The following is a 7416-nucleotide window of genomic DNA, read 5'->3' on the forward strand; positions in this document are numbered from 1 at the left end:
GTCTCGGTGAGGGTGACGAGGCTGTAGTTGTGCAGGAGCGCGAGCGCCTCCATCGCGTCGTCGGCCGTGACGGGCGCGCCGCGGACCCTGCCGAGATGCTCCAGCACCGGCTCGGTGCCCCAGAGCTCCTGCGGATGCCCGGCCGGGTCGAGCAGCGCCGCCAACCGGAGGACCGGCCCGGCGAGCCCGACCGGCTCCTCCTGCTGCGCCGCGTCGAGGGCCAGCAGCAGCGCCGCCGCGACCGGCCCCCGGTAGCCGTCGGCACCGGAGCGGGCCGGCAGAACGGCGTCCAGGCTGCGGGAGCGGTCGCGGAAGAGCTCCAGGTACCGGCCGCAGCCGCGCCGGGTGTTGACCATGCAGGCGGCCGCGTGGGCCAGCGCGAGCGGCAGGTGGCCCAGCGCCTCGGCGAGCTCCTCCGCGTGCTCGTCGAGGAAGCGGGCGCACTTGGCCCGCTCCAGCCGCTCGCCGAGGTAGGCGGCGGACTCGGCGGGGGAGTACGTGGTGACGTCCACGAGGGTCCGGTCGCCGCCCGTACTGGCGGCTCCCCGGTGGCGGGTGGTCGCGATGACCCGTCCGCGTCCGCCCCGGCTGGTGACGGGCCAGAGCTCCTCGGGAGTGTGCTCGGTGGTGTTGTCGAGGACGACCAGCCAGCCCCGCTCGGTGACGGCCAGCCAGGCGAGGAAGCGCTCCGCGTCCTGTTCGGCCTCGCCGCTCGCCCCGGGCACCCGGAGCTCCACGGCGGCCCGGGCGTACAGGTCGGTCACGGCGGACGGCTCGGCCGCGTCGGCCCACAGCACCAGGTCGGTGCCCGCCTCGACGGCCGCGCGCGCGTAGTGCGCCGCGAGCTGCGACTTGCCGACGCCGCCACCGCCCGCCAGCACCTGGCTCAGCACGACCGTCCCGTACTCCCCGCGGGCCTCGTCGATGGCCCGGCGCAGCTCCGCCCGGGGCTGGAACGCCGTCGCCCTGGGCGGGATCCGCCCGATCACCACCGGCCACCGCACGTCGGCGGCCGGCGCGGCGTACTGGTGGACGGTCAGTTCGCGCGCCTGGAAGGTGCTGCCGTTGACCGTGCTGTTCTCGATGCCGTTCCTGACCTGCCAGCCCTGCACCTGCTCGCCCCCACCGCCCCGCGTGTTGAATGGGCACCATTATGGAAGGCCCGGCCCTCCGCGCCCTCGTCACCGGCCTCCCCGCCGCGCTCGCCGCCGGCATCGAACCGTGCCTAGCAGAACGTGCGCGCCTCGCGGCTCCGGCCGCCGCCGAGCGCCTGTCCGGCCTCGTCCTCGGTGGCGGGCCGGAACCGGTCGGCCGCCGCGTGGCCCGTCGTGGCCCCGCCGGCCGGCTGCGTGGTCCAGCGCTCGCCGCCGCCGTCGAGGCAGCGAGCGTCCGGACCGACCATCCCGTTGAACTCGAACACCTTTTCACCGTCCATGACATCGTGATGACCCTGACGTACCGTCCGTCCATGTGACCCTCGATCAGGCGTACGTCAACCAGATCTTCCTCCCGGACACCTACGCCCACGGCGTTCCTCACGAACTCTTGCGGAACCTCCGCGAGTCCGTTCCCGTCTGTTGGGTCGAGGAGCCTCCGGTCGGCGGGTGGCCCGGAGGCCCCGGGTACTGGGCGGTGCTGCGGCACGCGGACGTCAAGCACGTGCTGCGCAGCCCCGAACTGTTCTCCTCGCACCTGGGCGCCACCCAGATCCGCGACCCCGACACCCCGGCGGACCTGGAGTTCGCCCGGGCGATGATGCTCAACCAGGACCCGCCCGACCACTCCCGGCTGCGCCGGATCGTCGCCGCGGCGTTCACCCCGCGCGCCCTCGCGGAGCTGGCCGAGGCGGTCGACGGCCGGGTGCGGGAGCTGATCGAGGAGGTGCGGCCGGCCGGTCGCGCGGACTTCGTCCCGCTCGCCGCCGACCTGCCGGTGTGGACACTGGCCCGGGTGATGGGCGTGCCGGAGCAGGACCGGTTGCTGCTGCTGGACTGGGCGAACCGGGTGATCGGCTACCAGGACGCCGACTACGCCCACTCCAGCACCGTGGAGCCGGCCGCACTCACCGAGCTCGGCCGTGCCGCGCTCGCCCACCGCCCCACCACCCGGACCGCCCCGGACGGCCGCCCGGTCAACCCCCGCTCCCGCGCCGCGCTGGCGGACATGTTCGCCTACGCCCACGGCCTGGCCCGGCGGCCCGCCCCGGGCGGCCTGCTCTCCAGGACGCTCGAAGCGGGGCTGACGGCCGAGGAGTTCGAGACCATGTTCTTCCTCTTCGCCGTCGCCGGGAACGAGACCGTCCGCAACGGCCTGCCCGGCGGCCTGTACACCCTGCTCAGCCACCCGGAGCAGTACCAACTGCTGTGCGCGAACCCTGGCTTGGTGCCCTCCGCCGTCGAGGAGATGCTGCGCCATTGGGCGCCGGTGACGGATTTCCGCCGCACGGCGACGCGGGACGTGGAGCTGGGCGGCCGGACGATCCGGCGGGGCGACAAGGTGGTGGTCTACCACGCCTCCGCCAACCGGGACGCGGAGGTGTTCCCCGAGCCGGACCGCTTCGACATCACCCGCAGCCCGAACGACCACGTGAGCTTCGGCCACGGCCCGCACTTCTGCCTCGGTGCCCAACTCGCCCGGCTCCAGCTGCGATCGATGCTGCGCCGGCTGATCGAGCGGCTCCCCGGGCTCGCGCCGGTCCCGGGCCGGCCGCCGCGGCACCTGGTCTCCAACTTCCAGAACGGCCTCAAGTCGCTGCCGGTCCGGTGGACTTACGAGAGATGTGCCTCGTCGGCCGTTCGTCTAGGCGCGCCCTCCGGCCTGGTCGCCGTTCCCGGTGCGGGCGGTGACCAGGCCGGACTCGTAGGCCGCGATGACCGCCTGGGCGCGGTCCCGGACGTCGAGCTTGCCGAAGATGCTGGTGATGTAGTTCTTCACCGTCGACACGCTGATGTCCAGGGCCAGTGAGATCGCGGTGTTGTCGAGGCCGGTGGCGATCAGCCGCCACACCTCGACCTCCCGGGGCGTGAGGTCGCCCGTGCCGGTGGCGGCCGGCGGCGGCGCGGCGGTGGCGCCCGGCGTCCGGACGTAGGCGGAGATCAGCCGGGTGAGCAGCCTCGGAGCGACCACCGCCTCCCCGGCGTGCACGGTCCGGATCGCCGTGGCCAGCTCCTCCGGGGAGACGTCCTTGGGCAGGAACCCGTGGGCACCGGCGCGCAGCGCGGCCACCACGTACTCGTCCATGTCGAAGGTGCTGAGGGCGAGCACCCGGCAGCCGGGCAGGACGCGGGCCAGTTCCCCGGTCGCGCCGACGCCGTCCAGGACGGGCATCCGGATGTCCATCACCACGACGTCGGGGCGCAGCCGGAGGGCGGCGGCGACGGCCCGCTCCCCGTCCTCGGCCTCGCCGACCACCTCGAAGGACGGGTCGGGGAAGAGGATCAGGGACAGGCCGCGGCGGACCAGCGGCTGGTCGTCGACGATGAGCACCTTGATCGCCGGGGCGGGTCCGGCGCCGTTGCCGTCGGCGGTGCCGGTGCCGGTGCCGGTGCCGGTGTCGTCGGCGTTGCCGTCGGCACGGCTGGTCGGGTCGGTCATCGGCCCGCCCCGCCGTGCTGGACGGCCGCCTCGGACGATTCGGCGGAGCTCAGCGGCAGCTCGGCCACCACGGCGAAGCCGCCGCCCGGCCGCGGGCCGGTCTCCAGGGTGCCGCCGTGCAGGGCGACGCGCTCGCGCATGCCGATCAGGCCGTACCCCGCCCGGCCCGCACCCGGGGCGCACTCCGGCGGGGGCGCGCCGACGCCGTCGTCCCGCACCTCGACGGTGACCCGGTCCGGGTGGTACGCCAGGCGGACGGAGGCCCGGGCGGGGCCGGCGTACTTGCGGGCGTTGGTGAGGCCCTCCTGGACGATCCGGAACACGGTCAGGCCGACGGTGGGCGGCAGCGGGCGCCGGGGCCCGTCGACGGTGAACTCGGTCGACAGCCCGGCCAGGCAGGACTCGTCCACCAGCCGGTCGAGTTCGTCCGCCCCGGGCTGGGGCAACGGCGGGGCGGTGTCCGGTTCGTCGCCGGTCCGCAGGACGTTCAGCAGCTGGCGCATCTCGCGCAGGGCCAGCCGTCCCGAGGACTCCAGGGTGACCAGGGCGTCCCGGACCACCTCCGGCCTGCCGAGGTTGGCCCGGGCACCGCCGGCCATCAGCTGCATGGTGGTGATGTGGTGGGCCACGATGTCGTGCAGCTCCCGGGCGATGCGGCGGCGCTCCTCGGCGACCGCGCGGTCTGCCAGCAGTTGGCGGTTGGCGGCCACCTCCCGCTGCCAGCGCGAGACCGCCAGACCGGCGCCGCCCACCAGGGCGGCGGAGAAGGGCGCGGCGATGACCCCCTCCCAGGTCAGGGAGTGGAAGTGGCCCTGGCTCAGCGGCGTGACCACCGCCGTCGCCGCGCCGGCGGCCACCGTGACCGGGACGGTGCAGTTGCGGCCGACCGAGTACAGGGCGACGGTCAGGACGGCGCCGAAGCGGGTGCCGGCCGGGGCGGTGGAGAGCTCGACGGCCGTCTGGAGCACCAGGACGGCGGCGAGCGCCGGCACCGGGCGGCTGCGCCGGGCGAGCAGCGGCAGGCCCGAGAGGGCGACCAGGACGAAGACCGGAACGGTGATGCCCTGGCCCTCGGCGATCCGACCGAGGAGCAGGTACCCGACCAGGTCGACCGTGCCGGCGCCGACGGCCACCAGGGCGTCGCCCTGGGTCCACGGCAGCCCGTCCCTCCACCGCCCCGGCCGCCCGTCGACGCCGTTCGCCGTCCGTTCCCCCGGCGGGCCGTCCGTACCCGTGGCCGCCCCGGCGTGCTGACGCCCGTCCATCTGGTCCTCCCGGCTGATCACTGACGCAGCCATTCTGGCACCGGCCCGCCGGCCCGGACGTGGTCCCCGCGGCCGACGCCGGGAGGGCGGACCAGGACCACGGTCCTGGTTCCGTCCCAGGTGGAGGACCGCGGGCCCCGGCGCGGATCGTCCGCTGCCCGGACGCCCGGGACCCCCTCGCCCTGATGGTCTGGAGACAGGCCGGGAACCCCCGGCGCCGACACCGACGTTCGCGTCCATCAGCCGGAGGAATCGTGATCCGCGCACTGACCGGATTCTCCACCAGACACGCGTGGAAGGTCATCGCCGTCTGGGCGGTGCTGGGCATGGGGCTGAGCCTCCTGGCACCGATGCTGATGTCCCGGGTGACCGGGTCCCAGAGCGGGGACTTCCTGCCGCGCAGCTACGACTCGGCCGCCGCGCTGCGCATCGCCGAGGACAACTTCGGCGTGAAGCCGGACGCCACCACGGTCACGGTGCTGGTCGCCCGGACCGACGGCGGGGCGCTCACCGCCGCCGACCAGCAGAAGGTCGAGGCCGAGGCGGCGAAGCTCGCCGAGCGCCGGGTCGTCATGCCGAGGAAGGAGGACGAGCCGAAGTTCCTCGTGCCCGACCACTCCCAGACGCCCCGGATCGCGCCCGCCATGGTGGCGCCCGACCGGACCTTCGAACTGCTCTCGGTCGAGCTGACCGGCAACGCGACGGAGGAGGGGGTGCAGGGCGTCTACAAGGCCTTCCGGGACGACGCCCGCGCGCGTTTCGCCGACCTCGGGATGCGCACCGGGTTCACCGGCGGCCTGGCCCAGGCCGCCGACAGCGCCGACGCCAACCGGACCGCCGCGATGATCGGCAGCGCCCTCGTCACGGTGCTGATCGTCCTGCTCAACGTGCTGGTGTTCCGCAGCGTGCTCGCGGCCGTGCTGCCGCTGCTCGCGGTCGCCGTGATCGGCGGCGTGGCCGGCGGAGCCGTGGCGGGTGCGGCGGCGCTCGCCGGTCTGAAGCTGGACGCCTCCACCCCGGGCCTGATCTCCGTGGTCCTGCTCGGCATCGGCGTCGACTACCTGCTGTTCCTGCTCTTCCGGTTCCGCGAGCACCTGCGGGCGCGGCCCGACCAGCCCGCCCGGGAGGCGGCCGCCGAGGTGGCGGGCCGGGTGGGCACCGCGATCACCTCCGCGGCGCTGACCATCGTCGCCGCCTTCGCCACCCTGGGCGTGGCGACCTTCGGCCAGTTCCGTTCGCTCGGCCCGGCCATCGCCGTCGCGGTGCTGGTCATGCTGCTGGGCAGCCTCACCCTGATGCCCGCCCTGCTCGCCGCCTGCGGCCGCGGGATGTTCTGGCCCTCGCGCGGTCTGCGGCGGGTTCCGCGTGAGGGCGTCGCCGCCCGTTTCGGCGGCCTCGTCGCCCGCCGGCCGCTGGTGCTGCTGGCGGCCTCCGTCGCCCTGCTCGGCGCGCTGGCCGCCGGCACGGCCGGGCTGCGGATGGACTACAGCCTGGCGGACGGCTCCACGACGGCGGCGGCGGCCACCGCCGCGGAGATCTCCCGCGCCCTGCCGGCCGGCGTCTCCGACCCGACGACCGTCTACCTCGTCGCCCAGGACGGCGGCACCCTCGACGCCGGCCGGTTCGACGGCCTCTCCCGGGCCCTGACCGGGGTCGAGGGCGTCGGCCAGGTGGGCCGGACCGTCCTCGACGAGGCCCACCGCGCCGCCCGGATCGAGGTCTACCTGAACGCCGAGCCGCAGAGCCAGCGGGCCCGCGACCTGGCCTCCGGCCCGGTCCGTGCCGCGGTCGCCGCGCACACCCCGCCCGGAACCAGCGCCCACGTCGGCGGCACGGCGGCGGTCTTCGCCGACATCTCCACCGCCGTCGACCACGATCTGACCGTGGTCTTCCCGGTCGCGGCCGCCCTGATCGCCCTGATCCTGCTGCTGCTCCTGCGCAGCCTGCTGGCCCCGGTGGTCCTGATGCTCGCCGTCGGCCTCGGGTTCGCCGCCACCCTCGGCGCCGCCACGCTGCTGTTCCAGCACGGCCTGGGCGAGCCGGGCGTCGCCTTCACCCTCCCGCTGGTGCTGTTCCTGTTCGTCGTCGCCCTGGGCACCGACTACAACATCCTCGTCACCGACCGCATCCGTGAGGAGATGCGGCGGCCCGGTGCGCCCCGCGACGCCGTGGCCCGCGCCGTCCGGCACACCGCGCCGGCCGTCGCCACGGCCGGTCTCGTCCTGGCCGGTTCCTTCGCCACCCTGGCGACCACCCCGGGCAGCGAGCAGATCGCCTTCTCGCTGACCCTCGGCATCCTGCTCTCCGCCCTGGTCCTCTCGCTCGGCGTGGTCCCGGCCCTGGCCGCCCTCCTCGGCCGCTCCCTCTGGTGGCCTCTGCGCCCCACCCCGGCCGCTCCGACCACGACGGCACCGACCACGACGGGGCCGGACACCGCCGCGGCCCCGGTGGCCGCCCCGCGCCCGGCCCCGGACCGCCTCGGCACCCGCTGAGCGAACCGGTCGCACCGGTCGCACCGGTCACACCGGTCTCCACCGAGGCGTTCCCTCCCGGGGAC

At 75.2% G+C, this 7416-nt stretch carries 5 protein-coding genes and 1 pseudogene; 2 read left to right on the top strand and 4 right to left on the bottom strand.

Annotation, left to right across the window (positions count from 1 at the left end):
• Together ACIQOV_RS18165 and ACIQOV_RS18170 are read right to left on the bottom strand one after the other, a co-directional pair.
• Positions 1-1112 (bottom strand): NB-ARC domain-containing protein (locus ACIQOV_RS18165; protein ID WP_401049576.1); only part of this gene is annotated, 1112 nt, incomplete at its 3' end.
• A gap of 113 nt (positions 1113-1225) precedes the next feature.
• Positions 1226-1435 carry a hypothetical protein gene (locus tag ACIQOV_RS18170; protein ID WP_401049578.1) on the bottom strand — a complete coding sequence of 70 codons (210 nt, stop codon included), beginning with the start codon at positions 1433-1435 and terminating at the stop codon, positions 1226-1228.
• An 827-nt stretch (positions 1436-2262) separates the two neighbouring features.
• Here ACIQOV_RS18170 and ACIQOV_RS18175 point away from each other — a divergent pair.
• Positions 2263-2664: pseudogene (locus ACIQOV_RS18175) on the top strand (cytochrome P450); the annotation flags it as partial.
• 135 nt (positions 2665-2799) lie between these two features.
• Here the strand turns inward: ACIQOV_RS18175 and ACIQOV_RS18180 are convergent.
• Together ACIQOV_RS18180 and ACIQOV_RS18185 are read right to left on the bottom strand one after the other, a co-directional pair.
• Complete coding sequence (locus ACIQOV_RS18180; protein WP_401049580.1) at positions 2800-3594, bottom strand: response regulator; 795 nt, start codon at positions 3592-3594, stop codon at positions 2800-2802.
• Complete coding sequence (locus ACIQOV_RS18185) at positions 3591-4859, bottom strand: sensor histidine kinase (RefSeq protein ID WP_401049581.1); 1269 nt, start codon at positions 4857-4859, stop codon at positions 3591-3593. The genes ACIQOV_RS18180 and ACIQOV_RS18185 overlap by 4 nt, the downstream gene beginning before the upstream one ends.
• Before the next feature lie 254 nt (positions 4860-5113).
• On the opposite strand from ACIQOV_RS18185, the gene ACIQOV_RS18190 reads away from it, so the two are divergent.
• Positions 5114-7351 carry an MMPL family transporter gene (locus ACIQOV_RS18190; protein ID WP_401049582.1) on the top strand — a complete coding sequence of 746 codons (2238 nt, stop codon included), beginning with the start codon at positions 5114-5116 and terminating at the stop codon, positions 7349-7351.
• The last annotated feature ends 65 nt before the right edge of the window (positions 7352-7416 follow it).

Origin of the sequence: Kitasatospora sp. NPDC091257, from assembly GCF_044757675.1 — a bacterium.
Lineage (GTDB): Bacteria > Actinomycetota > Actinomycetes > Streptomycetales > Streptomycetaceae > Kitasatospora > Kitasatospora lactacystinica.

Bases quoted from the DNA above. Each gene is read 5' to 3' on its own strand.
- ACIQOV_RS18170 (WP_401049578.1), bottom strand. From the start codon at position 1,435: ATGGACGGTGAAAAGGTGTTCGAGTTCAACGGGATGGTCGGTCCGGAC.
- ACIQOV_RS18180 (WP_401049580.1), bottom strand. From the start codon at position 3,594: ATGACCGACCCGACCAGCCGTGCCGACGGCAACGCCGACGACACCGGC.
- ACIQOV_RS18185 (WP_401049581.1), bottom strand. From the start codon at position 4,859: ATGGACGGGCGTCAGCACGCCGGGGCGGCCACGGGTACGGACGGCCCG.